Origin of the sequence: Arthrobacter globiformis, assembly GCF_046536215.2 — a bacterium.
In the GTDB taxonomy this organism is placed as follows: domain Bacteria; phylum Actinomycetota; class Actinomycetes; order Actinomycetales; family Micrococcaceae; genus Arthrobacter; species Arthrobacter globiformis_E.
Map to the genome: position 1 here is coordinate 1,513,453 of NZ_CM143421.1, position 26,405 is coordinate 1,539,857.

A 26,405-nucleotide genomic window follows, 5' to 3' on the forward strand; every position below is an offset into this window, starting at 1 on the left:
CAGCGCGGCTCCCACCTGGCCGGGCCCGCCTGGCCGGCCTGCCTGGCCCGGCACATGCGAAGGGCGGCCCCCGTCGCTGCGGGCCGCCCTTATCAACGCCATTTGATATCCGCCTGTTGCGGACTACCTGTAAGGACCGGCGACGGCTGGGGGGAGAGCCTCGGTCTCAGAAGGCTCTGACGTCGCCGGCCCCGCCTTGCCCGGACCCGAAGGCCGGAAAAATCTGGTGCGAGACCTGGAAAATCTGGTGGCAGCTTCGGGGGGAGATCAGCCCTGCTTCCGCTGCCACTAATAGTTAATCGCGTACCGGCGCCGGCGGCACCAGTATCCGGTACTCGTTTTTCCGAGTACTTAACTACTGGTTCCCGCAGGTGCCGCGGTCCGGCCCGCAACCGCGCGGAATTTGCCCCGGGGGGCCAGAAAATCAATTTGCGGAAGGGCTACTTCTTCGGCAGGGCCAGCGCGAGCTCGTCGCGCCGGCGGACGCCGAGCTTGACGTAGCTGCGGTACAGGTGCCCCTCGACGGTCCGCACGGACACCATCAGCTGCTGGGCGATCTCGCGGTCGGAAAGACCCTGCACGGCCAGCTCCACGATGTCCCGCTCACGGCGGGTCAGGTGGACACTCGGGACGGAGGCGACGAACGGGCTTTCCCGGAACCGCTCGCCCAGCTCCTGGTCGCATTTCTCCCGGTGGGCGATCGCTTGGCGGGCGCGGCGCCGCTCCCCCGCGGCATCCAGCAGGGCGCCTGCCCTGGCGTACGCCTCGCGCGCGAGGTTCAGCAGGCCGGCTTCCTCCAGGGCGGCGGCGGTGTCCATCAGAACGTCGGCGTCCTCCGAGGCCCAGGCCTGGGCCAGCTGCCGCCAGCCGGCCGCCCAGCGGCCCTCGACGGTGGCGGCGAGGGCCGCGAGTTCGCGGGCCAGCGACCGCTCGCCCAGATCCGAGCAAAGGATGAGGCACTCCATCCTGGTTCCGGGATGGTCCGTGACGGACTCGGACCCCGCCAGCTCACGGAGCCTGTCCAGTCCGCTGCCCTTCCGGTCGAGATATTCGGCGGCGGCGGCAGCATAGGCTTCCGCGACGGCGTCACAGCCGGGTCCGCTGGCGTGCCGGGCCGAGATGAAGTCCTGTTCGAGCCGCTTTGCCTGGGCGGTGTCACCCAGCCGTGCCGCGGCGTAGAAGGCCAGCGACGAGCCGAACCTGAACTCCTGCAGCGGGTCATTGATGCGGAGGGCCTCGACCGCGGGCAGGAGGACCTGGTAGGCGCGCTCCAGCTGGCCCTGCCGGAGCAGTCCCAGGCCGCGCAGCGCCTGGATCCCGCCGCCGAAGGTGGAGGCGCCCTCGGTTCGCTCCGCAGGATAACCGGAAAGCTCGTGCTCGGCAGACTCCCAGTTGCCGGCAGCGAGAGTGCTGATGGCCAGCCGGGTCAGGACGAACTCGTTGAAGAAGTACAGGCCGCCGCTGAGCGCCGGCAGGAACGGGCCGGCGGCCACCGCTGCGGCGTGGGCCTGGTGTGACCGTCCGGCAGCGACCAGCGCCTGGGCAAGCAGGGCCTGGGCCACGGCGTGCTGCGTTGCTTCCACGCCCGCCGCGGATTCCGGATCCGCGGTCCCCAGGGCAGCGATGACGGCGTTGATGCCTTCGTGGTCGCCGGCGGCAGCCATCTCCAGCAGGGCGTGGATCCTGTCCTGCCAGGCACCGTCCGGGGCGATCCCTGCCTCCTCCAGCTGGTGGCGCGATTCGGCCCTGAGCGACGGCACGGCCTTTCCCAGCGCCATGTGGGAAGACGCCCTGAGCATAAGGACCTGCGGTGCTTCCGGATCCACCGCCAGGTCAAGCCAGCAGCTGTCCAGGAGTTCGGCGGCCTCGCGGTACTTGCCCTCGTTGAAGTGCGCCCGTGCGGTGATGGCGAGTGCATGGGCCTGCAGGCCGGGGGCCCGCACGTGACTGGCCATGAGCCGGGCGCCGGCGTTGTTGAACGTGGTAGCAGCCAGGAGTCCGGCGTCCAGCAGGTCCTGATCCGGCACGTCGAGGCCGCATTCCAGCGACCATTCGACCAGCCGCAGCCTGCCCTCCGCGCTGGCGGCCGCGGGATCCAAGTGGGCGTCAAGCTTCTGCCGCAGCTGCAGGCTCCGCGAGACGGACACCTGGCGCCGCGTCGATTCGCCCAGGATCGAGTGCGTGAGACGCAGCTCGGTCTGCGTCGCGGCTGATTCGGTCACCACCTGGTTGTCAAGCAGGGAACGCACGACGCCGGCGCCGCAGACGTCCTCGATCAGGCGCCTGGGCACCGGCTCGGCCAGGGCGATCACCTTGAGCGCATCCTGCTCCTCCGGCGTTCTCCGGAGCAGGTCCTTGACCACGAGGTCTGAAAGCCTGGGTCCGTCAGCCGGCAACGGTCCGAGCAGCACCCAGATCCCGTTCCGCTGGACCAGGATTCCGGCGGCTGTTGCGTCGCTCAGCAGGCAGTCGAGGAGCAGCGGGTTGCCGCCCGAGCAGGACCACAGCGACTGGACGGTACTGACCGGAACTGTGCCCTGCAGGGTGTGTTCCACGACTTCCCTGACCTGCTCGCCGCTGAGCGGCCGGAGGTCGATGCGTTCCGCCAGACCGTCATACCAGAGCTGGTTCAGGGGCTGGGGCAGGCCCGGCCGCGGGCGCCCGGCCGCCAGCACGGTCGCCCAGCCGGCCGACGTCATGTCCACCACCATGCTGGCCGTGGCGTCATCGAGGTGGTGGGCGTCATCCACCACCAGGAGCACGGGGGCATCGGCGCCGCCCTTGAGGCCGCTGCTTCCCTTCAGCTCCTGGAAGTGGGCCCAGACAGCCCGCAGCACCGCGACCGGCGAGTCGGCTTCCTCGGGGGCTAGCCCGGAAGTGTAGGGCGCCAGCACGCCGTAGGGGACCTTGGCCAGCGAGGAACTGCCGTGGATGCGGAGCACCGTCATCTCCCCCGCCAGCTTCTCGCGAACGGCGTCCGTCACCGAAGTCTTTCCGACGCCGGGGCCCGCCATCAGGTAGACGGCCTGGCTGGCGCGGCTGCGGATGATGGTGCAGACATGCTCGATCGCTTCACGTCGGCCGGTCAGCTGGCGGACTTCTGACTCCGCCTTGGAGCCGCGGCCATTGGACGAGGCGCCGTGGGACGAAGAGTTCAGTGAGGCACCGTTGGGTAAGGAGCTGTTAGACGAGGCCAGGCAGATCACCCCTGGATGTCACGCCGAGTTTGGTGAAGACCTGGTAGAGGTGGCCTTCCACCGTTCGGACCGATACGCCCATCTCCAGGGCGATGTCGCGGTTGGACACGCCTCTGCCGGCCAGCCGGGAGATCTGGCGTTCACGCGCGGTAAGGAGCGGGCTTCCGCTGCTGGGAACGATCGGCAGGCTGGGCACCGTGGCGGTGAGGCTGTCCAGCCGGGCCTGGGCAACGCGGGCGGAGGCGGAATCGCCGGAGTGGCGGGCAAAGTCGACGGCGAGCGCAACGCACCGCGCCTCCACGGCGTCGAGCTCCAGTTCGGCACACAGGTGCGCGCCCTCCAACAGAACCTTGGCGTCCTTGGTGCGGGTGCCTACGGCGATGAGGCGCGAGATCTCGGCGAGGGTCCCCTGGCGGTGGGCTGCCACTTCCTCCATCAGGCGGAAGTCCTCGTCCGTCCCGTTCACGGTGGCTCCGAGCAGGCTGATGCCCGCCAGCGTGTAGCGGCCGGCGTCGATGTCGCGGTGCGCCGCCTCGAGCAGGCGCTTCACGGCGTCGGTGTCCCCCAGCCATCGCCCCGCCATGTCCGCGCAGAACTCGGTGACGAACAGGGTGCCGAAGTTGCAGTGGCCGCGCACGCCGCGGAGCTTGTCGAGGTACTTGTGCGCCTGCCCGGCGTTGCCAATCTGGGCGTAGGCGAAGGCCGTGGCCGCGTAGGCGGCCTGCAGCATGTTCAGCACGGGCCGGAGCTCGAGCTGGGCGACGGCGGACAGCAGCGAGTCAAGGGCCACCGCACCGCGGCCCGAGAAGACGTAGGCGATGCCGGCCGCCAGTTCCGTGGCGGACGTCCTGTAGGCCAGCCGGCGCTCCTCCTGCCCCTTGGGCGGGCCGACCAGCTCCAGGCACCGCTTCCACTGGCCGGCCTGCAGCAGCACGTTGAAGGCCGTCAGCGCGAACCGCTCCCGCAGGCCGGTCAGCGGCCCGGCGTCCGAGAGCTGTCCGCCGACACGGCGCATCAGCTGGAGGGCGTCCATTTCCCGGCCGACCGCCGACAGGGTGGGCATCAGGAGCAGTGCAGCCTGGATCCTGAAGGCCGGGTCCTTGTTGACCGCAGGGTCAACGGCCTCCTCCAGCTCCGCGACCATGGAGGCGTAGTCGCCGATGAAGTACTTGTATTCGAACTCGGCCAGGGTGATGGCGTCCGACGCCGTGCCCAGCGGCTCGGGCCAGCTGGATGCAACTCCCGAGGCAACGCCAAGCCGCTTCCGCGCAGCTGCCAGCTCGTCCGGTACGTTGTTGCACATTTCCGGCAGCCAGACCATGACCCGGCTCTTGGCCGCCACGATGCGGGCGAAGGCCTCCTCATCGAGCGCGTCCAGCTGTCCCTGGGTGATGTCGTCGAGGGCAGCCATTGCCTGGACCGGAAGGTCAAGCAGGAGGTAGGCGGCGGCCTTGTGCAGCTGGGCGTCAACCCAGACGTCGTCGGTCTTCTTCAGGCCTTCAACGCAGGCGATCGCGAACCGCGGGTCAAACAGCTGCACCGCAGCCTCTGCCGCGGCCACGGCCATGGCAGGGCTGAGCTCGGCCTGGCACTCCCTGGTCCACGCGGCGAACTCGATCCGCTCCTCCATGGTCAGGGCCGACAGCTCGGGTTCGTGGCCGCCCAGCAGCAGGGTGCGGAGTTCGCGGCGGCGGGAGATGCTCAGCCAGGAGCGCACCACGTCGCCAAGGTACTGTTCCCGCAGCGAAACCCAGCGGTCCCCGGTGTCGGCGACCGTAAGCAGCCCGGCGTCCTCCATGTCGGCCACGGTGGCGGTGCCGTAGATTTCGGACAGCCTGGCCAGCGGGACCCGCCGTGCGCAGGCAAGCATCTCTATGACCTCGCGGGTTTCCGGCTCTTCCCGGGACCAGCGGGACCGGACGATGTCATCCAGGCCGGTGGCGCCGTCGAGCACCACCCTGTCCCGCAGCGTCCAGACGGAATCGGACAGGACGAGGTTTCCGGACTGCTGCTGCTCTGTGACGAGCGCTTTGAGCAGGAGCGGGTTGCCGCCCACGATGGCGTGGTACGTGCTCACAAGCGAGGCCGAGACGCGGTGGCCCAGCAGCGTCAGCAGGACCTGCCGGGTCTGCAGTTCGTTGAGGTTCTCCAGCCGGACTTCCGTCAGCCGCCGGTCGGTGAGCAGCCAGTGGAAGTCGGCCGGAAGGTCGCTGGTGCTGGGCGCAATGGCGATGATGCGGGCCGTGTGCGTCAGCATGATGTTCAGGATGACGCCGGCGCTCATGTCGTCGATCTGGCCGGTGGTGTCCAAGGTGATGACGCAGTCACGGCCGGCGGAGTCGGACCGGATCAGGGAGGTGATGCCCTGGAGGATGGCGGTGGGGGAAGCCAGGGCCGCCTGCGGGAGCCTTGCCAGCAGGAACGCGAGGCAGCCGTACGAAGTTTGTGAGCCGGACAGGGGGCTGCGCAGCTGAAGCGCCCAGACGTCGGGACCCAGCTCGGCCACGGCGGTGCGGGCCAGCGACGATTTCCCCACACCGCGGGCACCGGTGATGACTACGCCCAGGGACTCGGGATCTGTCAGCGCAGTGCGGATGGCGTCAAGGTCTGCGCTGCGCGCCGGAACCGACCATCGTTGGAGGTCCGTCCCGCCCGCAACGCCCGCCGGTCCCGCCAGAACGCCCGCCGTAGACCCACGTCCCCAGCTCAGTGGCTCAATTGACATGAACTTTTCCTTACATCCCGCCCGGCAGGATAAAGGCTCCATCGCCTCCCCCGCTTAGAAAGTAGACTACCCCGTTACTTTGCAGGGATATAGGGCACTGCGTTCACATTTCGCAGACCTTGATGCGACCTTGAGGGTTGGTGCGGCGGGGAGGAAAAACCGTGGCGGGAGGCGCTACACCTTGGCGGTGTGGAACTGCTGCTGTGCGGCTGTCAGGCCCTCCCTGATCAGGAGCTCGACGGCGTCGGCGGCATCATCGAGCAGGAACGGCAGTTCCTTCTTTTCCGCGGTGCCGAAATCCCGCAGCACATAGTCCGCGGTGTCCATCCGGCCCGGCGGCCGGCCGACACCCACGCGGACGCGGAGGTAGTCCTTGGTGGCGAGGGACTTGGAAATGTCCCGAAGGCCGTTGTGCCCGCCCTCGCCGCCGCCGATCTTCAGCTTCACCGTATTAAAGGGGATGTCGATCTCGTCATGGACGGCCACCACCCGGGACGGCTCGACGTCGTAAAACCTGGCGAGCGCTGAGACCGGACCGCCGGAGACATTCATGTACGTGCCGGGCTTCGCCAGCACCACGCGGGGACCGCCGATCCCCAGGCGGCCTTCGACGACGAAGGCCCTGGCCTTGTGGGCCTTGAACTTCCCGCCGATCCGCTCAGCCAGGCCGTCCAGCACCATCTGGCCGACGTTGTGCCGGTTGCCGCTGTACTCGGGTCCGGGGTTGCCAAGGCCTACGATCAGCCAGGTGTCAGTCATGAATCAATCCTAAGGGCGGGGTTTGCACGCAGGCGGGCAGGGACGGCAGTGGCCGGGCCCGAAAGGGACCCGGCCACCGGTCCGCGCTGGATGCAGCGCGGGAAGGGTTGTGCCCGAATTACTCGGCAGCAGCTTCTTCGGCCGGAGCCTCTTCAGCGGCGGCTTCCTCGGCTGCGCCTTCTTCTTCTTCAGCCGGTGCGGCGGCCTCGGAGATGTTGACGACCAGGGCCTCGGCGTCGGTCAGCAGGACGGCACCCTTGGGGAGCGTGAGGTCGGAGGCGTGGATGTGCTCGCCGGCGGCGCGGCCTTCGATGTTGACCTCGACGGCCTCGGGCAGGTGGGTTGCCTCGGCCTCGAGGGACACGACGGTCAGTTCCAGGTTGTGCACGGTGCCCGGGGCGGTTTCACCCACGGCGTGTACGGGAACGTCAACGGTGACCTTCTCGCCCTGGCGGACGGTCAGGAGGTCGATGTGCTCGATGATCTGCTTGATCGGGTCGCGCTGGACGTCCTTGACGAGGGCCAGGTGGCCTTCACCGTTGAGGTCCAGGGACAGCAGGGCGTTGGCGGTGCGGACAGCCAGCGTGGTGGCCTTGGCCGGCAGGGTGATGTGGATCGGCTCTGCGCCGTGGCCGTAGATCACGGCGGGGATCTGGCCGGCGGCGCGGGCGCGGCGGGCGAAGCCCTTGCCGAATTCGGTGCGTGCTTCTGCTGCGAGCTTCTGCTCAGACATGTGAATCTCCTGGTGGATTGTTGGTTCAGCAAGGGCGGAGGTCTGGAGTGACCTTCAACGCCGGGCGGCCCGAAGGCGGCCCCACCAGAAGGGTGGTTCAGACCCAGTCGATAACGGAGACCAGCAGTCCGGATTTCCGGAGGTGCTCTCCCTCGCCAAGGTATCGGGAAATAGCTTACCAGTGCCCGGCCCGTTTACTGAAAACGGCCGGGCACGGTGGTCGAGCCTGTCGAAACCACGGTTCCTCCCCACCTGCCCCCAAAAGCTCGCAAGCTCGCCCAGGGAACCCGGCAGGCGTGGGCCCAGTCCAACGCCTGCGCGCCGTTAGGCGTTGCCGTCGAAGAGGCTGGTGACCGAACCGTCGTCGAACACTTCCCGGATGGCCCGGGCGATGAGCGGCGCGATGGACAGCACGGTGAGCTCGGGGAACTGCTTGTCCGCGGGGATGGGCAGCGTGTTGGTAACCACCACTTCGCGGGCGCCGGACTCGGAGAGGCGCCGGGCGGCGGGGTCGGAGAACACGGCGTGCGTGGCCGCGATGATGACGTCCTTGGCGCCGGCGTTCTTGAGCACCTGCACAGCGCCGGAGATGGTTCCGCCGGTGTCGATCATGTCGTCGATCAGCACGCAGGTGCGGCCCTCGATCTGGCCCACCACGGTCTTGGAGACGGCCTGGTTGGGCACGGTCAGGTCGCGGCTCTTGTGGACGAAGGCCAGCGGCGCGCCGCCGAGGCGCTCGGCCCACTGCTCGGCCACGCGCACGCGGCCGGTATCAGGCGAGACCACGGTGATGTTGTCGGCGCTGACGCGGGTGCGGATGTAGTCAGCGAGCAGCGGGATGGCCATGAGGTGGTCCACCGGGCCGTCGAAGAAGCCCTGGATCTGCGAGGTGTGCAGGTCCACGCTCATGATGCGGTCGGCGCCGGCCGTCTTGTACATGTCGGCCACGAGGCGGGCGGAGATGGGCTCGCGGCCGCGGCCCTTCTTGTCCTGGCGGGAGTACGGGTAGAACGGCGAGACCACGGTGATCCGCTTGGCGGAGGCACGCTTCAGCGAATCGATCATGATCAGCTGTTCCATGAGCCAGTTGTTCAGCGGTGCGGGGTGCGCCTGGATGACGAAGGCGTCGGTTCCGCGGACGCTCTCCCCGGCGCGGACGTAGATCTCGCCGTTGGCGAAGTCGTAGGCGTCCACAGGCAGCAGTTCCGTGCCCAGCTCCTTGGCGATCTCCCGGGCAAGTTCCGGGTGTGCACGCCCTGCGGCGAGCACCAGTTTCTTCTCGCCGTGAGCCGTAATTTCGGTCATGGTTGCTAGCCCTCTTCTGTAGATGCGGGGGAATTTGAGGAATCAGTGCGGCCTTCGCGGGCCGCGGCGGCTGCTGCCAGATCCGCGGACAGCGTGCCCGGACGGTTGGCGGCAACCCAACCTTCGGCGTTGCGCTGTGCTGCCATGGACAGCGCCAGGGCACCGGCGGGCACGTCCTTCCGGATCACGGCACCGGCGCCGCTGTAGGCACCGTCCCCCACCGTGACCGGAGCGACGAATACTGTGTTGGAGCCGGTGCGGACGCCCGAGCCGATCACCGTGCGGTGCTTCTTCTCGCCGTCGTAGTTCGCGGTGATGTTGCCGCAGCCGATGTTGGTGTCTTCGCCGATTTCGGCGTCCCCGGCGTAGCCGAGGTGGGACAGCTTGGAGCCGCGGCCGATCCTGACGTTCTTGGTTTCATAGAAGGCGCCGATCTTGCCCGTCTCCCCCAGAACGGTTCCCGGGCGCAGGTAGGTGAAGGGGCCCACACTGGCCCCCGCGCCGATCTCCGCACCGGAACCGTGGGTCCGGGTCACCTTGGCGCCCTCACCGATGCTGACATCGGTCAGCGTGGAGTCGGGGCCGACGACGGCGTCCCTCGCCACCCTGGTGGCGCCGTGCAGCTGGGTGTTGGGCAGGATCCGGACGTCCTCCGCCAGGGTCACCGTGGAGTCGATCCAGGTGGTGGAAGGGTCGACGACGGTAACGCCGGCCCGCATCCAGGCTTCCACGATCCGGCGGTTGTGCTCGGCGCCGAGGGCGGCGAGCTGCACGCGGTCGTTGGCGCCTTCGACCTGCCAGCGGTCGGCGGTGACGACGGCGGCCACGCGGCCGCCTGCCGCACGGGCGAGCCCGAGGACGTCGGTCAGGTACTTTTCGCCCTGCGAGTTGTCGGTGGTGACGTGGACGAGGGCGTCCCGGAGGACGGCGGCGTCAAAGGCGTAGATGCCGGAGTTGATCTCGCGGATCGCGCGCTCGGCGTCGGTGGCGTCCTTGTGCTCGCGGATGCCGGTCACGGTGCCGTCTTCGCCGCGGAGGATGCGGCCGTAGCCGGTGGCGTCGTCCAGGATGGCGGTGAGCACGGTGACCGCGTTGCCCTCACGCTCGTGGGTGGACACCAGCTCGGAGAGCATTTCGCCCGTGAGCAGCGGGACGTCGCCGTAGGTGACCACGACGGTTCCGGCGACGGGTTCCTTGGCGTCCAGGGCTTCGAGGGCAACCTCGACGGCGCGTCCGGTGCCGGGAACCTCGTCCTGGTCCACGATCAGGGCGTCCGGGTCCAGTTCGGTGAGGTGGGCGGCGACGCGGTCACGCTCGTGCCTGACAACCAGGGCCAGGCGCTGGGGGCTGATGCTGCGGGCGGCCAGAAGGGCGTGGCCCACCATCGAACGGCCGCCGATTTCGTGGAGGATCTTGGGGGTACGGGACTTCATCCGGGTACCGGCGCCTGCAGCTAGGACGATAACGGCGGCTGGGCCGGATTTCTCGGGGCTCACGTACGGGCTCTCCTTGCTCGGTTGCGCTGTACTGCATCCGCGGCTGCCTGCGCGCGGCGGTGTCCGAGCCTGTGCCCGGAACCGGCAACAGGGTTCATCCTACTGGACACCTCTGATGCAGCTGTTCCGCCCATAGGATTCGAACCTATACTCCACGGCTCCAAAGGCCGGGGTGCTGCCATTACACCAGAGCGGACCATGCCCGGCGCTAAGCCTGGGCACGAGAACCAATTCTGCCACGAACGTTGACGCTCGTGCGACCCTGGCAATTCGGCTGCGCCGGCACCGGCCGGGGCAGCGCGCCGGGACCCGCCGCCACCCCTGCCCGCCGCTTGACATAAGGCATGATGGGACGGTGAGCAACAGCACAGGGACAACTGACGGTCCGGGGAACCTGCCAGCAAGGCCCGAAGCAGCGCCGGGGCGCATCCCCCGGTCGCGGATGACCGGACCGCAGCGCCGGTCCCAGCTCATTGAGGTGGGGCGGGCCCTGTTCGCGATCCGGGGCCTGGACGGCACCACCATCGAGGAAATCGCTGCCGCCGCCGGAGTTTCCAAGCCGGTGATCTACGAGCACTTCGGCTCGAAGGAGGGCCTGTACACGCAGGTCGTCGAGTACGAGTTCCGCATCCTGCTCGCCGCCATCAATGACGCCCTGGCCGAGGAGGCGAAGCCGCGGGTCCTCGTGGAACGCGCCGCTCTGGCCCTGCTCACCTACATCGAGGAACGCACCGACGGGTTCCGCATCCTCATGCGGGACGCTCCCCCGTCCCAGCCCGAGGGCGCCTTCTCCACCCTGCTCTCGCACGTGACCGCCCGCGTTGAACACATCCTGTCCGACGAATTCGCCCGCCGCGGGTTCAGCGCAGCCGACGGCGCCATGTACGCGCAGATGCTGGTGGGCATGGTGGCAATGACGGGCCAGTGGTGGCAGGACGCCCGCCAGCCCGACAAACGCGCCGTCGCCGCCCACCTCGTCAACCTCGCCTGGAACGGCCTGACCGGCCTCAAGAAGGACCCGGAACTCCGCAGCGAGCCCTAGGAGAGGATGGAGTTTTTGTCCAGATACCGCGACTTCGGAGGCCTTTAGCGGCCAATATCTGGACAAAAACTCGGAACCAATTAGTCGCCGAGGACTTCGGAGGCCTCCAGCCATTCGAGCTCGAGGGCGTCCTTTTCGTCGGTCAGGTCCTTCAGCTGCCTGTTGAGGTCGCCGAGGCGTTCGAAGTCGCCGTCGTTGGTGCTGGCGGCCATCTGGACGTGGATCTTCTCTTCCTGCTGGGCGAGCTTGTTGAGCTGGCGCTCCACGCGGTTGAGGGACTTGCGGGCCTCGCGCTTCTCGGCTTCGGAGGGTCCGGCGGGGGTTGCGTCTGCGGTGGCGGACGGGCCGGTGACCGGGTTTCCGCCGCCCGTGACGGTGGAGCCGGCGAGGGCGCTCTCACGGAGTTCGAGGTACTGGTCGACGCCGCCGGGAAGTCCGCGGATCTTGCCGTCGCCCAGCAGGGCCATCTGGTGGTCGGTGACGCGTTCGAGCAGGTAGCGGTCGTGGCTGACCACCACGAGGGTGCCGGGCCAGCCGTCCAGGACATCCTCGACGGCGGCAAGCGTGTCGGTGTCGAGGTCGTTGGTGGGCTCGTCCAGCATCAGCACGTTGGGCTCGCCCACCAGCAGCCGCAGCAGCTGCAGGCGCCGCCGCTCACCGCCGGACAGGTCCCGCACCGGCGTCCATTGCTTCTGGTTGGTGAAGCCGAGCTGCTCCACGAGCTGGCCGGCCGTGAACTCCCTGCCGCCCACGTTGAAGGACCGCTTTTCGCGCTCGATGACCTCGATGACGCGCCGGTCGGCGACGTCGTCGAGCTCCTTGACCTCCTGGGTGAGCACGGCGGTGACCACCGTCTTGCCCTTCTTGACCTTGCCGGCCGAGGGCTGGATTTCGCCGTTCAGGAGCTTGAGCAGGGTGGTCTTGCCGGCACCGTTGACGCCGACGAGGCCGAGCCGCTCCCCCGGTGCCAGCCGCAGGGTGATGTTGTTGAACAGCTTCCGGCCGGCGTCCTGCTCCGGATCGCCGCCCTCGAAATCCAGCGACACGTTTTCCAGGTCCAGCACGTCCTTGCCCAGGCGCGCGGTGGCCATCTTGTTCAGGGCCGTTGTATCGCGCGGCTCGGGGACGTCGGCGATCAGGGCGTTGGCCGCCTCGATGCGGAACTTGGGCTTGGACGTCCGGGCCGGGGCGCCGCGGCGCAGCCAGGCCAGTTCCTTCTTCACCAGCTGCTGGCGTTTGCTTTCGACGACGGCCGCCATGCGGTCGCGTTCGGCGCGGGCCAGCACGTAGGCGGCGTAACCGCCGTCGAACGGGTCAACGATCCCGTCGTGGACTTCCCAGGTCTTGTTGCAGACTTCGTCCAGGAACCAGCGGTCGTGGGTGACCACGAGGAAGGCACCCTGGTTGGGCCGCCACCGGGTCTTCAGGTGCCGCGACAGCCAGGCCACGCCCTCGACGTCGAGATGGTTGGTGGGCTCGTCGAGCATGATGACGTCGTGGTCCTCGATGAGAAGCTTGGCCAGCGCGACGCGCCGCTTCTGCCCACCGGACAGGGCGTGCACGTTGGCGTGCCAGTCGACGTCGGACACCAGGCCGCCCATGATCTCGCGGATCTGCGGATTGGCCGCCCACTCGTGGTCTGCCTTGTCACCCACGATCGCCGTTCCCACCGTCAGGTCGGCGTCGAGCACGTCACTTTGGTCCAGGTAGCCGATGTTGACGTCCCCGCGCTTGGTGACGCGACCGGAATCCGGGGTGGACCGCAGCGCCAGCAGCCGCATCAGCGTGGATTTGCCGTCGCCGTTCCTGCCCACCATCCCGATCCGGTCGCCCTCTTCGAGCCCAAGGGTGATGCCGTCCAGAACGGTGCGGGTTGCGTACGAAACCTTGAGGTTCTCGCCGCCGAGCAGGTGTGCCACGGGGAACTGCTTTCTGCTGTGAAGGTGGAAGGTATTAAAGGAGCGTATCGGAGATGATGCGGGCGCCGGGCACCGGGCCGTGGACGGCCAGGGCGGTGAGGCCCTTGTGTTCCAGCTTCCCGGCGAGGTCCTCCGCCGCTTCGGGATTGTGGGCCAGAAGGGCCACGGTGGGTCCGGAACCGGAAACGATCCCGGCGATGGCTCCGCAGGATTCGCCGAGGCCCAGGGTATCCCGGAGGCCGGGGGCGAGTTCGATGGACGCCCGCTGCAGGTCATTGACCAACACCCTGCTCAGGGCATCGGCGTCGCCGCTGCGCAGGGCCTGCAGGATCTTCGGGTCCACCGCCGTGGGCTCCTCGACGTCCAGGCCCTCGGCGTCCCGGAGCCGGTCCAGGGTGCGGAAGACCTCCGGGGTGGACAGCCCGAATTCGGCTGTCACCAGCACCCAGTCCATCTGGGCCTTGGCCAGGGCAGGCGACAGGTCATCCCCGACCCCGAGCCCCACGGCCGTGCCGCCGAGCAGGGCGAAGGGAACGTCTGCCCCGAGCTCCGCGGCGAGCTGGGCGAGCTCGTCCCGGGACAGGCCGCTGTTCCACAGCGCGTCGCACGCCAGGAGCGTGGCGGCCGCATCCGCGGAACCGCCGCCCATGCCGCCGGCGACGGGCACCCGCTTGGTGATTTCAAGGTGCACGCCGGTGGAGTGTTCGGACACGTCGGCCATGATGGCGGCCGCCTTGTAGGCCAGGTTCCGCTCATCGAGCGGGATGTCCACGCCGTCGAGGTCCAGGGTGCTGTCCGGGCTGATGCTGACGGTGATGGCGTCGGATGTTGTGCTGGTGGCCGCGACTTCCTCGTACAGCGACACCGCCAGGTAGACGCTGGCCACGGAGTGGTAGCCGTCCGGCCGCAGCGGCCCCACATCCAGCGAGACGTTCACTTTGCCCGGGGCCTTGACGCGGACGGTCCTCGCCGCAAAACGCCCCTTGAGGCCGTGGAGCGCCATCAGACGTCCGCGGCGTTGCGGGCTTCGGCGATCCTGGCGAACGCGGCAATGTCGATCACTTCGCCGCGTGCAGTGGGATCGACCCCGGCCGCCACCAGGCAGCGTTCCGCTTCGGCGGCGCTGCCGGCCCAGCCGGCCAGGGCTGCCCGGAGCGTCTTGCGGCGCTGCGCGAATGCGGCGTCCACCACTGCGAAGACCTCTCCGCGGCTGGCGGTGGTGGCCGGCGGCTCACGCCGGGTGAAGGCCACAAGGCCGGACTGGATCTTGGGTGCGGGCCAGAACACGTTCATGCCGATGACGCCGGCCTTGCGCATGCTGCTGTACCAGGCAGCCTTGACCGACGGCACACCGTAGATCTTGGATCCGGGTTCGGCGGCCAGCCGGTCGGCAACCTCGTCCTGGACCATGACGAGCCCGTGCCGGATGGACGGGAAGTGCTGCAGCAGGTGGAGCACCACCGGCACCGCGACGTTATAGGGCAGATTCGCGACGAGCGCTGCGGGCTCGGCCGGCAGTTCCGTCACCTTCATGGCGTCGGCGAGGACCAGGTGGAAGTCGCCGGCGGAGTCGGGCCGCCATTGCCTGATGGTCTCCGGCAGCTTAGCGGCCAGGACTGGGTCAATTTCGACGGCGACCACAGCTTTGGCGGCGTCGAGGAGCCCCAGCGTCAGCGACCCCAGCCCGGGGCCGATTTCGAGTACCGTCTCGTCCGGGCCGATGCCGGCGGCGGCCACGATCCTGCGGATGGTGTTGCCGTCGATGACGAAGTTTTGGCCAAGCGTCTTGGTGGGGCGGACGCCGATCTCCCCGGCCAGCCTGCGGATATCGGAGGCACCGAACAGTGGAGCGGGCGCGGTGCCGGAGGCGGAGGGGGTCGGGTCAGTCACCTAGGTATCCTATCCCGGCGACCCATATGGGACGGGGTTCTGTGTTCCGGGGACGGCGAAGGCCGGGCCCGGAGTTCCGGGTACGGCCTTCGCGGCCGCCGCGGCTGTGGTCAGCTGCCGCGGCGGCGGGGGTTGGGTTACGCCAGTGCTCGCGCCGCGGGCTAGCTGCTGGCGGCCCAGCCGCAGCCCCACGGCTGCAGGCCGCGCTCGGCGTAGATGCGGTTGGCAATGTCGATCTGCTGCGCCTTGGACGCCTGGCTGGCGTTCGGGGCGTAGGCGCCGCCGCCGGCGCCGATCCAGGTCTGGATGTCGAACTGCAGGCCGCCGTAGTAGCCGTTACCGCTGTTGATGGACCAGTTGCCGCCGGATTCACACTGGGCGATCTTGTCCCACATGCCCACGTTCATCATGGCCGGGGCTGCCGCGCCGGTGTTCCCGCCGCCGGCCTCCGCTGCTGCCGGCTTGGGGGCTTCCTTGGTGCCGACCGTGATCTTCTCGGTTACCGGCTCACGGGTGGTGGTCTTGGAGACGAGCGTCCGGGAGGCCTCACGGCCGTCCACCAAGACCAGCTTGTAGGTAAGGGTCGTCTCGCCGGGGACGCCTTCCTGGGTGACCTTTTCTTCACCCTTGGGAAGCGTTGCGCTGTCCGTGCTGAGGGACTGGAACGCGACCTCTTCGGTGACGGTGGCCGTCTTGCCGGTGACGCGGGACACCTTGATCACCATGTTGTTGACCACCGGGGCGTGTGCCGGCTGCGACGTCCGGTCTGCGGCGGCGAGACGGATCCCGGCGTCCTTGAGGACCTCGCCGACGTTGGCTGCTGTAGTGGTGGTCTTCTTGGCCTTCCCGTCGGCGATGATGCTGACGGTCTTCGGCGTCGAGATGGCCACGAACGAACCGTCCACGGCCAACTGCGCGCTCTTCGGCACGGAAAGCTCCGACGAGCTGGCCACGCCGAGCTGGGTCACGAGGCCGCCGACGTCCTGCGCCGTGGTGCTCACGGTCTTCTCCGCACCGTCCAGGCTGACCTTCACGGCCTTGGCCATGTTCACGTTGATGACGGATCCGTTCTCAACACTGGTATCCAGCGCGGGAGAGACGCGGTCGGCCGGGTGCAGCTCGACGTTCGCGCTCTTGACCACCTGCTCGACGGTGCCGCCGAAGGTTTGGACGGAGCTTACTTTCCCGTCGACATTCAGGGTGACCGTCTTGTTGCTGCCCACAAAGGCAACAAGCCCCAGCACGAGGGCCGAGAGCACCACCAGCTGCGTGCCGACCTTGATGAAACTGAACTTGCCGTCTGACGTGAAGAAGTTGACCACGATTGCCCGTAACTTTTGAGCCATCCGGGCACGGGGAAAAACGCACAGGAGTACCCGCGGCGGTCACCGAAAGGTGGCCCCGGGCAGGCCGGAGCATGCCGCAGGCATGTGCGTCGCCACACTCACATGGCAGGGCATCCGAGGGCGCCCCGCCTGTCACGAAAGTGAGTTACATCATCCGGAGGCCTTCCCCGACCCCGGCTAATAGTTTTTCACTGTAACCGAAGCGTTATAAACCGTCCAAAATATTTGCCTACCAAGTATGTATTTTGGCGCGCGCAGTCCCCCGTGCCCTAGTCCCAGGATCCGTATGCCCGCACGGTATTTGTGCTTATTTGGGCACACAGCTCGGACAGGTCCGTTTCTGTCAATTCCGCCATTGATCGCACGGTGTACGGCACCATGTAGCTGGCGTTGGGGCGCCCACGGTGCGGGTGCGGGGTGAGGAACGGCGAGTCGGTTTCAACCAGCACCAGCTCCGGGTCGGCCACGGCGAGAGCCTCCCTGAGATTGGTGGCGTTCTTGAAGGTCAGCGTGCCCGCGAAGGACATAAACCACCCTTCGCTGTTGCAGATCCGCGCGAGCTCCGCGTCCCCGGAAAAGCAGTGGAAAACCACCCGTTCCGGAGTGCCCTCCTCGCGCAGGACCTGGACCACGTCGTCGTGCGCGTCCCGGTCGTGGATCTGCAGAGTCCTGTCCAGCCGCTTCGCGATGTCGATGTGCCTGCGGAAGGAGTATCGCTGATGGGCAAGCCCCTCGCCTTCGGTGCGGAAGAAGTCCAGGCCGGTTTCGCCGATGGCGCGCACGCGGGGGTGGGCGGCGAGCTCCTCGATCTCCGCCAGGGCGTCCTCAAGCTCGCCGCGGGCGGCGTACTCCGGCGCATCGTTCGGGTGGAGGGCCACCGCCCCCAAAAGGCGCGGATCCAGGTCCACGGCGCGCACGCTAAACCTCGAGGATTCGAGGTCGCAGCCGACCTGCACGGCACCACAGACACCCACCGCTTCAGCGGCGTCGAGGGCAGCCGCGATGTCCACCCGGACATCGTCAGTCGGGAAGTCCAGGTGCGTGTGGTTGTCCATCACGGGAACGGGCAACGGTTCGGGCGCCGGCGGGAAGCCGCGCCTGCCGGAGCCGTCGCTGCCGGGAGCACGGTAGGGCCGGGGAGTCAGGGAATGCCGCATTCCTCCAGCCTAGCGGCCGCCCGGCCGCGTCCTTCGCACCCAATCATCCCGGCTGCAGTGCCAGAAGATGATGCTCGGCATTACCCGGAGATTTACGGGGAACTCTCTGTTAGCCACGGCAGTTGTGTTAGTACGCTGGATACGGACGGACGTGAGCGCCTACGAGGGCAACGGCAGACCTCCGCCGCTTCGTTCCGCTTCATTCTGGGCTGAAAGGTTGCCGATGGAACCGCACCGACGCATCACGATCGACGAAGCACTTCCCGGCGGACAGGGCTTCACTGGAAGCGTTGCGCGCGGCGTCAACCCCCTCAACGGACACAAGACCGTCCCCCTGGAGGCCCCCGCCTTCCGGGCGGCGAGCGAACGCATCCTCAGCGCCATCAACACCGTCATCGATGGCAAGGCCGAGGCCGCGAAGCTGGCACTGACGGTCCTGCTCGCCCAGGGCCACCTGCTGCTGGAGGATGTCCCCGGAGTGGGCAAGACACTGCTGGCCAAGACGCTGGCGCGCACCATCGACTGTTCCGTCAGCCGGATCCAGTTCACCCCCGACCTTCTTCCCTCCGACGTCACCGGCGTCTCCATTTACAACCAGTCCTCGCGCCAGTTCGAGTTCCGTCCGGGTGCCGTGTTCGCGAACATCGTGATTGGCGACGAGATCAACCGTGCCTCCGCCAAGACGCAGTCCGCCCTGCTCGAATGCATGGAGGAGCACCAGGTCACGGTGGACGGACACTCCTACAAGCTGGGCGAGCCGTTCATGGTGGTGGCCACCCAGAACCCCATCGAGATGGAAGGGACGTATCCGCTCCCGGAGGCCCAGCGGGACCGCTTCATGGCCCGGATCTCCATGGGATACCCGGACAAGGACTCCGAGATCGAAATGCTCGAGACCCACCAGGCCACGTCCCCGCTGGCCCGGGTCAAGGCGGTCGTCACCGCGGCGGACGTCGCCGCCATGATCGCCACCGTCCAGCAGGTCTTCGTCTCCGAAGCCGTCAAGGAGTACACCGTGGCCGTCGGGCGGGCCACCCGGGACAGCGCCATGCTGCGCCTGGGCGCGAGCCCGCGCTCCCTGCTGCAGCTGCTCCGGGCTGCGAAGGCGACGGCGGCGCTGGACGGCCGTGACTTCGTGCTGCCGGATGACGTCGTGGCCGTTGCGGAGGCGGTGCTGGCGCACCGCATCATCCTGGACCGCAAGGCCGCCAGCACGGGCGAGACCCCGCAGGGCGTGATCCGCGGCATTCTGGCCCGGATCCCCGTCAGCCAGGAGATGACGGACACGGCAAACGCCGGGCGGACATCGCCCGAACTCCGCCATAGCCGCTAGTCAGGACCGTCACCGTGGCACTGCTGGACAGCCTCCCCCGACATCTCTTTAGCTCCCGGGGCTGGGGACTCCTGGCGGCCGGTGCCGTCTCGCTGCTCTGCGCCCAGGTCATGGGCCGCCGCGACCTCTTGGCCCTCGGCGTCCTGCTGGTTGTCCTGCCGCTCGTTTCGCTGGCCGGCATTAGGGTGGTCAAACCGCGGTTCCGGGTGTACCGGGAGTTCAGTCCTTCCACGGTCGAGACAGACTCCATCACCACGGTCCGGCTCGCCGTCGCCCGGACCGGGCTCGGCACAGGCCGGGTCATCATGGAGGAGAGGCTGCCGCCGCGGTTCGGTGAATCCCCGGCGTTCCGCTTTCCCGCCAGGTCCGCCTCCGGCGGCACCAGCCGCTACGAGTACCACCTCCGCTCGGGAAAGCGCGGCCAGTTCACCATCGGCCCCGTCACCGCCGAATTCACGGATCCGTTCGGGCTGTCCCTGCACCGCCATTCAATCGACGACGGCGACACGCTCACCGTGACGCCGGCCGCCGTCGAACTTCCGTCCACCGGCCTTGCCGGCGCGCGCGGCAACGACGGAATCACCGCCACCCGGACCCGGGCCAACCCCAGCGACGACGACGTCATGACGCGCGAATACCGGCACGGCGACCCGATGCGCCGGGTGCACTGGCCGGCCACCGCCCGGCACGGCGCCCTCATGGTCCGGCAGGAGGAATCCGTCACCACCCCCGAGGCCACGGTCATTCTGGACCACCGGTTCGTGGCCCATTCCTCGGGCTACGGCTCGGTATTCGGCAGCCCGGGCGACGACGGCAGCGACCTCGTCACCAGCGATACCTTCGAGTGGGCCGTCACCGCGGCGATGTCCGTGGGCGCCCACCTCGCCGAGCTCAACTACTCTCTGCGGTTCCTGGATGCGGCCGGCGAGCCTGCCTTCCACCGTTCGTCCTCGGCCCCGGAGCCGGACAACGAGGAGTACAGCGGCGCGGCCGGCCTGCAGTCCATCGCCGAAAGCCTGGCCGCGATCCAGCTGACGGGCCCGCACCACGCGCGCAGGGAGCACGACGCCGGCCGCCGCGAGCATGCGGGAGGTGCCGATCCGGCCCAGTCCGTCTTTGACGACCGGCTCATGGACAAGCTCGCGGCGCACCGGATGCGCGGCCCGGTCCTGGCGCTCCTCGGGAAGATCTCCCTCGCCGAGGCACGGGCGCTCGCCCCCGCAGCCGGCTACGCCGCCAACGCGTTTGCCGTGGTGATCACGGACAAAGCTGCGGACTGCCACGACGTGCTTGAGGCACTGCGGCTGGGCGGCTGGCGCGCCGTCGCCGTCGAGGCGTCCACCTCGCTGCCGGCAGCCTGGATGTACTTCGACGAGGGCGACGCCGCCATGTGGACGGCTGCGGCGGACGTCCGCCGCGGGGCGGAGGTAGGGCGATGACACTGACATCACACCGGCAGGCGGAAGCGGGTGCCCAGCCCCAGCCCGCGCCGGCTTCCCCCGGCGGCGGACGGTTCGGGGCCGGGGCGTACCCGTGGGTCATGGCCGGCGCAGTGGCGGTGTCCGTCTGCGGCGCGTCCGTGGCCCTCAACGGCGTCCTTCGGGGATGGGCATGGTTCCTGCCGGTCCTGACCACGGTGGTGGTGGTCTCGCTGACCATGGCCCTGCTCCGCACTTTCCGCGCCGCACCCGTGCTGGTAGCGGCCGGAGGCCTGGTGTCCCTGGCCTTCATCCTGACGTTCACCTTCTTCCGGCGTGACAGCATCGCGGGTTTCCTCCCGTCCCAGGCCACGCTCGACGCGCTGGGCAGGCATCTTCGGCGGGCCAGCGAGACGGTGCTGGCCGAGAGCTCGCCGGTGGCGCCCAACGCCGGCATCGTGCTGGTGACGTGCGCGGCGCTGGGACTCGTCGTCATCCTCGTCGATGCCCTGGCCGTCCCCCTGGGCATGCCCGCCACCAGCGGCCTGGGCCTGCTGGCGGTATTGGTGGTTCCGGCCATGATCAAGCCGCAGAGTGTCGGATGGCTGGGCTTCGTGGTGACGGCGGCGGGCTATCTGGCGATCCTCGCGGGCAGCCAGTGGTTTGCCCCCGATGCGCGGACGCAGGCGGACACGGCCCGCAACCCCGGCCAGCTCAGGCGGGCCACCCTGACCGGAGCGGTGGCCGTGGTGGTGACGCTGCTGCTCCAGATTGTGGTTCCCGGCTTCGACCAGGGGACGTTCCCGCAGGGTTCCCGGCTGAACCCTTGGGGTACCGCCACGGGTCTGAACCCCATGATCAGCCTCGGCAACAGCCTGCGGACCCCCACGGGCGAGGGCAGGATCACCTACGCCACCAACGCCAGCACACCGCTCTACCTGCGCTCTGTCACCGTTGACCGCTTCGACGGCGAGTCGTGGTCCCCGGATGACCGGAATTCCAGCCGCCGGGCAGGCACCGGACGGATGGACGTGGGCCACGAGATCCTGGCACCCGAACAGACCCGGCAGGTGACGGTGGTCAACACCGGGGACTTCACCAGCCCGTACCTCCCGGTCCCGTACGCCCCCGAATCCGTCAACGGGCTGACCGGGCGGTGGAGCTGGGATCCCGCCACGTTGAGCATTAAAGGCACCGACACCAACTCCCGCGACCAGCAGTATCTGGTGCAGTCCTCGGTCCCGAAGCTGACCACGGAACTGCTGGACGCGTCCTCCGCCCCCGTCCGGGGCATCCCCGAGGAGTTCATCCGGCCGCCGTCGAATGTTCCGGACATCGTGCGGACCACCGCCGAGTCCGTCACGGCCAACGGCCGCACAGCTTATGCCAAGGCAATGGCGATCCAGCGTTTCCTGCGCGGCCCGGACTTCACGTATTCCCTGGAGTCACCCGTCCAGGGCGGCTATGACGGAAACGGACTGTCGGTCCTGGCGGACTTCCTGACCCAGAAGAGCGGCTATTGCATCCACTTCGCCTCCGCCATGGCGGTGATGGCCCGGCTCGAAGGCATCCCGAGCAGGATCGCCGTGGGCTACGCGCCGGGCAGGCTGACCGGCGCCACGGTGTCCGTTGCCGGCCAGGGAGCGCTCCCGGAATTCGAGGTCGACGCCCGTGATGCCCATGCCTGGCCCGAGCTGTACTTCCAGGGCCTCGGCTGGGTTCCGTTTGAACCCACCCCCTCGCGCGGCGTGGTGCCGCCCTACGCGCAGGACTCCTCAACGTCCGGCGGCGCCAGCACCAACGACCAGAACAACGACGGCCTGGTGCCGAGCAACGGTGCCACGGCACCGTCGGTGCCGGCACCGGCCCCGCTGCCCCTGCCGGGCAGCGGAACGGCCGACGCCGGGAACCAGCTGGCGCCTGCGCTCTACACTGCCGCCGGGGTTCTGCTGCTGGTCCTCCTGGCCGCCTCGCCCCGCCTGGTGCGCGGAAGCATCAGGGCAAGGCGCCTCAGGGGAACAGGCACCGGCAGGGACCGGCTGGCTGAGCCGCCACTCGTCTGGTCCGAGCTCCAGGATCTGGCCACGGACTACGGTGTGCGTCCTGAACCGAGCGAGACTCCGCGGACGTTCTCGGCCCGGCTGCGCGGCTCCGCAGCCATGGGGCGGCGGGCCGGGCCAGAACCCGACCCTCGCACCGGAGCAGGCGTAGGCACCAGAGCAGGCGTGGGCACCGGAGCAGGCGTGGGCACCGGGTCCGGCACTGGGCCAGACACCGGACACAGTCCCGACGCCGGAACCGTCCAGGCAGTGACTGACCTGACGGATGCCTACGAGCGGCATCAGTACGGCCGGCCCGCCGGCCAGGACGGCACGCGCCGCGGCCTGCAGGAGGAAACCGCCGTCAAGCACATCGGCCAGGTGCGGCAGACGCTGCGCCGCAATGCCGGCATGGTCGGCAGGCTCCGCGCCGACTGGCTGCCCCCCTCGGTTCTCTCCCGCTGGGGAGCCGTGGCGGCATGGCCTTTCCGCGTCCTCGGCCGGGTAGCGCTCCGGGTGGGACGCGCCGCCTCGGGGCTGTGGCGCAGGACCCGCAGCGGACTCCGGCGCCTCCGGGAAGGCTAGCCGGCGGGCCCCGTCATGAAGGCTCGTCCTGACGTTTGACATGTGACGGCCGCCACCTTATCGTTGAGGCAGTGGGAAAGCGCATTCCAAGGTAGTCCGGTCCGGCATCCAATGGTGGGCAATCATCGAAGATGCTCGCGGAGCAGCAAGCCCGGCGGCGCAAGGCGCGACCTTCCCGCAGGATCCGAAACCCAATGCAGGGATCCGGCGGGGCAGACGATTTGTCCAAAGGAGGACGACATGAAGAGCGACACGCACAAGCTGCGGACATCGACTGAATCGATTCAGAACGGTACGCGCCGGTCGAACAGCACCAGGAAGGCTGCCGCCAGCGGGTGGGTGGGCAGCGCCCTGGAGTATTACGACTGGTTCATCTACGCCCAGGCAGCCGCCCTGGCCTTTCCCACCGTTTTCTTCCCTGCCGGAAACCCGACCGTCGCGCTGATCGCCTCGCTCGGCACCTACGCCGTGGGATACGTCGCCCGCCCGATCGGCGCCTTCGTCCTCGGCCAGTGGGGTGACAGGCACGGCCGCAAGAACGTCCTGGTCCTGGCCATGCTGCTCATGGGCGTCTCCACCTTCGCGGTGGCCCTGCTGCCGACCTACGACCAGGCCGGCCTCCTGGCCCCGGCCCTGCTGCTGGTGCTTCGCCTCGTCCAGGGTTTCGCCGTGGCCGGGGAACTGAGCGGGGCCAGTGCCATGATCGTGGAGCACGCACCGTTCGGACGCCGCGGCTTCTACGCAAGCTTCGCCCTCCAGGGCACCCAGGCCGGGCAGATCATCGCCGCTGCCGTCTTCCTCCCGCTCTCGGCTGTGCTGTCCTCCGAAGACTTCCATGCCTGGGGCTGGCGGGTCCCGTTCCTCCTCAGCGCCCTGGTGGTGTTCGCCGGCTACATGATCCGCCGACGCGTGGAGGAGACTCCCGTCTTTGTTGAGGAGAAGGCGCACAAGGACGTTCCCAGGATGCCGGTGGTCCAGGTTCTGCGCGAAAGCGGGCTGAACGTGGTGCGGGCGGTCTGCATGACGCTGGTCAACGTTGTGGGCGTCACCGTCGCAGTGTTCGGCGCAGCCTACGCCACGCAGCCCGGGTACGGCATCGGCATGAGCACCACGGTCTATCTCTGGATTCCGGTGCTGGCCAACGTCATCGCGCTCGCCCTCATACCGTGGTTCGGCAATCTCTCGGACCGGTTCGGCCGCCGGCCGCTGATGATCGTCGGCTCGCTGGGCTCCGGCGCGCTGGCGTACGGATACCTGTACGCGGTCAGCCAGAACAACGTGCCGCTCACCATCGTCCTCGCCATCCTCATGTGGGGCACGCTGTACCAGGTCTGGAACGCCACCTTCGCCAGCTTCTTCCAGGAGCTCTTTCCCTCGCGCACGCGGGTCACCGGCTTCGCCATCTCCCAGAACATCGGCCTCCTGATCACATCCTTCCTTCCGAGCCTCTTCGCCGTGGTCGCTCCCCCGGGTTCGGCCAACGTTCCGCTCACCGTCGGGTCCATCTGCTTCGGCATCACCGTCATCGGGGCCATAGCGGCCTGGTCCGCCAGGGAGACGCACCGCATTCCGCTCCAGCAGCTGGGGACGCCGGACGCCACCCCGGTCTCCCGCGACGAGTACGCGCAGGCCCGGGCCGCGGCACGCTAAACGCTGGGAGAGCCTCCCGGCACACAAAACGACACTGGCCCGCAGGATTCCTGCGGGCCAGTGCCGTTTTGTCGTTGCGCTGCGTGTGTCCGGAGCCTGCCTCGTTAGCCGGCGTAGGGGTCGGCGATGCCGATGTACTGGGTGTACAGGTATTCCTCGATGCCTTCCAGGCCGCCTTCACGGCCCAGGCCGGACTGCTTGACGCCACCGAAGGGTGCCGCCGCATTGGAGACAACGCCGGCGTTCAGGCCGAGCATGCCGGTCTCGAGCCGCTCGCCCATCCGGATGCCGCGGTTCAGGTCCTTCGTGAAGACGTAGGCCACCAGCCCATATTCGGTGTTGTTGGCCAGGCGCACGGCCTCGTCCTCGGTGGAGAAGGTGGTGATCGGGGCGACGGGGCCAAAGATCTCCTCGGCCAGGATCCGGGTTCCCTCGGTGACACCCTTGAGGATGGTGGGCTGGTAGAAGTAGCCCGGACCGTCCACGGGGGCGCCGCCCACGACGGCGGTGGCGCCGGAGGAGAGGGCGTCGGTGACCAGTTCGTGGACCTTGTCCCGGCTCTTGGCGTCGATGAGCGGGCCGACCTTGGACTCGGGCTCGGTGCCGCGGGCGGTGGTCATGTCCTTCATCTTCGCCGCGAACTTCTCCGCGAACTCATCGGCGACGGATTCGTGCACGATGAAGCGGTTCGCGGCGGTGCAGGCCTCGCCCATGTTCCGCAGCTTGGCCAGCATGGCACCGGCGACGGCGGCATCGATGTCCGCGTCCTCGAACACCACGAACGGGGCGTTGCCGCCGAGCTCCATCGAGGTCCGCAGGACCGTCTCGGAGGCGTCGGACAGCAGGCGGCGGCCCACCTCGGTGGAACCGGTGAAGGAGAGCTTCCGCAGGCGCTGGTCCTTGATCAGCGGGCCGGTCGTGGCACCTGCCGTGGAGGTCGGGATCACGTTCAGGACGCCGGCGGGCAGGCCCGCCTCCTGCATGACTGCCGCGAACAGCTGCGAGGTCAGGGGGGTCAGGTTCGCGGACTTCAGCACCATCGTGCAGCCGGCCGCGACGGCCGGGGCGATCTTCCGCGTCGCCATGGCCAGCGGGAAGTTCCACGGCGTGATCAGCAGGCACGGACCCACCGGCTTCTTGGTCACCAGCAGCCGGGACTTGCCGTCCGGGGAGACCGAGTAACGGCCGAAGGCGCGGACGGCCTCCTCCGAGAACCAGCGCAGGAACTCCGCGCCGTAGGTGACCTCGCCGCGGGCTTCGGCCAGCGGCTTGCCCATTTCCAGGGTCATCAGCAGCGCGAAGTCCTCGGCCCGCTCGGTGACCAGATCAAAGGCGCGCCGCAGGATCTCGCCGCGCTCCCGCGCCGGCACCTTGGCCCAGGACTCCTGTGCAGCGGCGGCCGCGTCCAGCGCCGCCTTGCCGTCCTCAGGACCGGCGTCGGCGATGCTCAGCAGCGTCTTCCCGGTGGCCGGGTCCTCGACGTCGAACGTCTTGCCCGACGCCGCGGGGCGCCACTCGCCGTTGATGAGCAGGCCGGTGGGAACAGACGCGAGCAATTCGCTTTCGCGTTCTGCGGTAGCAGTGGACTGTGTAGTAACAGACACGGTGACTCCCTCGTCAGCAATCGGATTGCCGGTTATGTGCAGCTCCTGCACACGGCTTGCCGCCGCCTGCCGCCCGCTGCTTGCTTGGCTGGATTAAAGCCACGGTACTGCCGGAATCTCGGCAGTGTCTACGCATCGGCGCACTGCCCGTCCGGCCATTTGTTGTGCAGCTGCACAGCAGCTCCGGCGGCGCCGCGGGGCGGCTGA

General features: G+C 68.5%; 17 protein-coding genes and 1 tRNA gene. 5 read left to right on the top strand and 13 right to left on the bottom strand.

What is annotated here, in order from left to right; genetic code table 11:
• Nucleotides 1-440 precede the first annotated feature (440 nt).
• The 7 genes from R5O87_RS06785 to R5O87_RS06815 form a co-directional block, all read right to left on the bottom strand.
• Complete coding sequence (locus R5O87_RS06785; RefSeq protein ID WP_410555793.1) at nt 441-3,206, bottom strand: LuxR C-terminal-related transcriptional regulator; 2,766 nt, start codon at nt 3,204-3,206, stop codon at nt 441-443.
• Nucleotides 3,184-5,922 carry a helix-turn-helix transcriptional regulator gene (locus tag R5O87_RS06790; RefSeq protein ID WP_410555795.1) on the bottom strand — a complete coding sequence of 913 codons (2,739 nt, stop codon included), beginning with the start codon at nt 5,920-5,922 and terminating at the stop codon, nt 3,184-3,186. The genes R5O87_RS06785 and R5O87_RS06790 overlap by 23 nt, the downstream gene beginning before the upstream one ends.
• Before the next feature lie 174 nt (nt 5,923-6,096).
• Nucleotides 6,097-6,681 carry an aminoacyl-tRNA hydrolase gene (pth, locus tag R5O87_RS06795; protein WP_410555796.1) on the bottom strand — a complete coding sequence of 195 codons (585 nt, stop codon included), beginning with the start codon at nt 6,679-6,681 and terminating at the stop codon, nt 6,097-6,099.
• Between the two features lie 118 nt (nt 6,682-6,799).
• Complete coding sequence (locus R5O87_RS06800; RefSeq protein ID WP_410555797.1) at nt 6,800-7,414, bottom strand: 50S ribosomal protein L25/general stress protein Ctc; 615 nt, start codon at nt 7,412-7,414, stop codon at nt 6,800-6,802.
• A gap of 324 nt (nt 7,415-7,738) precedes the next feature.
• Complete coding sequence (locus R5O87_RS06805) at nt 7,739-8,719, bottom strand: ribose-phosphate diphosphokinase (protein WP_410555798.1); 981 nt, start codon at nt 8,717-8,719, stop codon at nt 7,739-7,741.
• A 5-nt stretch (nt 8,720-8,724) separates the two neighbouring features.
• A complete protein-coding gene (gene glmU, locus R5O87_RS06810; RefSeq protein ID WP_410555800.1) occupies nt 8,725-10,215 on the bottom strand; it encodes a bifunctional UDP-N-acetylglucosamine diphosphorylase/glucosamine-1-phosphate N-acetyltransferase GlmU in 1,491 nt (496 codons plus the stop codon).
• 124 nt (nt 10,216-10,339) lie between these two features.
• Nucleotides 10,340-10,411: transfer RNA gene (locus R5O87_RS06815), tRNA-Gln, on the bottom strand.
• A 246-nt stretch (nt 10,412-10,657) separates the two neighbouring features.
• On the opposite strand from R5O87_RS06815, the gene R5O87_RS06820 reads away from it, so the two are divergent.
• Nucleotides 10,658-11,257, top strand: a complete 600-nt coding sequence (locus R5O87_RS06820) for a TetR/AcrR family transcriptional regulator (RefSeq protein ID WP_410555826.1) — start codon at nt 10,658-10,660, stop codon at nt 11,255-11,257.
• An 80-nt stretch (nt 11,258-11,337) separates the two neighbouring features.
• Here the strand turns inward: R5O87_RS06820 and R5O87_RS06825 are convergent, their stop codons facing one another.
• From R5O87_RS06825 to R5O87_RS06845, 5 genes are all read right to left on the bottom strand, one after another.
• Nucleotides 11,338-13,176 (bottom strand): ABC-F family ATP-binding cassette domain-containing protein, encoded by a 1,839-nt coding sequence (locus tag R5O87_RS06825; RefSeq protein WP_410555801.1) that lies wholly within the window; start codon nt 13,174-13,176, stop codon nt 11,338-11,340.
• A 34-nt stretch (nt 13,177-13,210) separates the two neighbouring features.
• On the bottom strand, nt 13,211-14,179 hold the full coding sequence (locus R5O87_RS06830; protein ID WP_410555802.1) for a 4-(cytidine 5'-diphospho)-2-C-methyl-D-erythritol kinase: 969 nt from the start codon (nt 14,177-14,179) through the stop codon (nt 13,211-13,213).
• Nucleotides 14,179-15,066 (bottom strand): 16S rRNA (adenine(1518)-N(6)/adenine(1519)-N(6))-dimethyltransferase RsmA, encoded by an 888-nt coding sequence (gene rsmA, locus R5O87_RS06835; RefSeq protein ID WP_410555803.1) that lies wholly within the window; start codon nt 15,064-15,066, stop codon nt 14,179-14,181. The genes R5O87_RS06830 and rsmA overlap by 1 nt, the downstream gene beginning before the upstream one ends.
• Before the next feature lie 161 nt (nt 15,067-15,227).
• The gene (locus tag R5O87_RS06840) at nt 15,228-16,388 is read right to left on the bottom strand and encodes a ubiquitin-like domain-containing protein (protein ID WP_410555804.1); all 1,161 of its coding nucleotides are present in this window, start codon (nt 16,386-16,388) and stop codon (nt 15,228-15,230) included.
• 293 nt (nt 16,389-16,681) lie between these two features.
• Nucleotides 16,682-17,569 carry a TatD family hydrolase gene (locus tag R5O87_RS06845; RefSeq protein ID WP_410555805.1) on the bottom strand — a complete coding sequence of 296 codons (888 nt, stop codon included), beginning with the start codon at nt 17,567-17,569 and terminating at the stop codon, nt 16,682-16,684.
• Nucleotides 17,570-17,792: 223 nt separating this feature from the next.
• Here R5O87_RS06845 and R5O87_RS06850 point away from each other — a divergent pair, with 223 nt between their 5' ends.
• The 4 genes from R5O87_RS06850 to R5O87_RS06865 all read left to right on the top strand — a co-directional run bounded on the left by R5O87_RS06850 (nt 17,793) and on the right by R5O87_RS06865 (nt 24,594).
• The gene (locus R5O87_RS06850) at nt 17,793-18,902 is read left to right on the top strand and encodes an AAA family ATPase (protein WP_410555806.1); all 1,110 of its coding nucleotides are present in this window, start codon (nt 17,793-17,795) and stop codon (nt 18,900-18,902) included.
• Nucleotides 18,903-18,916: 14 nt separating this feature from the next.
• The gene (locus R5O87_RS06855) at nt 18,917-20,341 is read left to right on the top strand and encodes a DUF58 domain-containing protein (protein WP_462836398.1); all 1,425 of its coding nucleotides are present in this window, start codon (nt 18,917-18,919) and stop codon (nt 20,339-20,341) included.
• The gene (locus R5O87_RS06860; protein ID WP_410555808.1) at nt 20,338-22,944 is read left to right on the top strand and encodes a transglutaminase TgpA family protein; all 2,607 of its coding nucleotides are present in this window, start codon (nt 20,338-20,340) and stop codon (nt 22,942-22,944) included. Before R5O87_RS06855 ends, R5O87_RS06860 begins: the two co-directional genes overlap by 4 nt.
• Before the next feature lie 240 nt (nt 22,945-23,184).
• A complete protein-coding gene (locus R5O87_RS06865; RefSeq protein ID WP_410555809.1) occupies nt 23,185-24,594 on the top strand; it encodes an MFS transporter in 1,410 nt (469 codons plus the stop codon).
• A 104-nt stretch (nt 24,595-24,698) separates the two neighbouring features.
• Here R5O87_RS06865 and R5O87_RS06870 read toward each other — a convergent pair whose 3' ends face one another.
• The gene (locus R5O87_RS06870) at nt 24,699-26,198 is read right to left on the bottom strand and encodes an NAD-dependent succinate-semialdehyde dehydrogenase (protein WP_410555810.1); all 1,500 of its coding nucleotides are present in this window, start codon (nt 26,196-26,198) and stop codon (nt 24,699-24,701) included.
• Nucleotides 26,199-26,405 lie beyond the last annotated feature (207 nt).

Coding starts and splice junctions, on each gene's coding strand:
- R5O87_RS06790 (WP_410555795.1), bottom strand. CDS start 5,922: ATGTCAATTGAGCCACTGAGCTGGGGACGTGGGTCTACGGCGGGCGTT.
- pth (WP_410555796.1), bottom strand. CDS start 6,681: ATGACTGACACCTGGCTGATCGTAGGCCTTGGCAACCCCGGACCCGAG.
- R5O87_RS06800 (WP_410555797.1), bottom strand. CDS start 7,414: ATGTCTGAGCAGAAGCTCGCAGCAGAAGCACGCACCGAATTCGGCAAG.
- R5O87_RS06805 (WP_410555798.1), bottom strand. CDS start 8,719: ATGACCGAAATTACGGCTCACGGCGAGAAGAAACTGGTGCTCGCCGCA.
- R5O87_RS06820 (WP_410555826.1), top strand. CDS start 10,658: ATGACCGGACCGCAGCGCCGGTCCCAGCTCATTGAGGTGGGGCGGGCC.
- R5O87_RS06830 (WP_410555802.1), bottom strand. CDS start 14,179: ATGGCGCTCCACGGCCTCAAGGGGCGTTTTGCGGCGAGGACCGTCCGC.
- R5O87_RS06845 (WP_410555805.1), bottom strand. CDS start 17,569: ATGCGGCATTCCCTGACTCCCCGGCCCTACCGTGCTCCCGGCAGCGAC.
- R5O87_RS06850 (WP_410555806.1), top strand. CDS start 17,793: ATGGAACCGCACCGACGCATCACGATCGACGAAGCACTTCCCGGCGGA.
- R5O87_RS06860 (WP_410555808.1), top strand. CDS start 20,338: ATGACACTGACATCACACCGGCAGGCGGAAGCGGGTGCCCAGCCCCAG.
- R5O87_RS06865 (WP_410555809.1), top strand. CDS start 23,185: ATGAAGAGCGACACGCACAAGCTGCGGACATCGACTGAATCGATTCAG.